The organism is Paraburkholderia sp. EG286B (assembly GCF_040965655.1).
GTDB lineage: Bacteria > Pseudomonadota > Gammaproteobacteria > Burkholderiales > Burkholderiaceae > Paraburkholderia.
In genome coordinates this window covers 1-466 of record NZ_JBFRCF010000161.1, presented here as the reverse complement: position 1 = coordinate 466, position 466 = coordinate 1, and the positions used below count along the sequence as shown (strand labels likewise).

The window sequence follows — 466 nt, the reverse complement described above, 5'->3', positions numbered from 1 at the left end:
AGAGAGAGCGTTGCGCCGTGCCACCCGAGACACTCGTCGCGAATCAGATCCGCGACTTCCACATCGACATCAGAACCGCCGGTCGAAATCCGTTCCCGGCGCAAACGACACGCCGCGAAGCACTTCCGCGAACCCCGCCGTGCGCAGCGTCACGAACTTTTCGTGCGCAGCCCCCGCGGCGCTCGTGTTCTTGAGCACATCGCGAATCGCCACGAGCTTGTTCGGATCGGCGCCCGTATCACCATTGCCGCTGACCGTCGACGTAATGGCCCAGATCGTCACCGTGCCATCGTCATCAACGCGGCCCGTCAGGTTGCGCAGGCCATCCGTCGCCGGCGCCCACGGCAGGCCCGTCGCCGAGTTGTACCCGGCCGGGTAGCCCGGCACCGTGTACGGCTTGCCGAGGTCGAGGCCAGCCTGGAGCGTGTACGCGAGCGTCCACGTCTTCGTGGCCGCGTTGTACACC

General features: G+C 66.5%; 1 pseudogene. It reads right to left on the bottom strand.

The annotated features are described in order from the left end of the window. Positions 1–69: 69 nt before the first annotated feature. Positions 70–466, bottom strand: a pseudogene (locus tag AB4Y42_RS44210) (hypothetical protein); the annotation flags it as partial.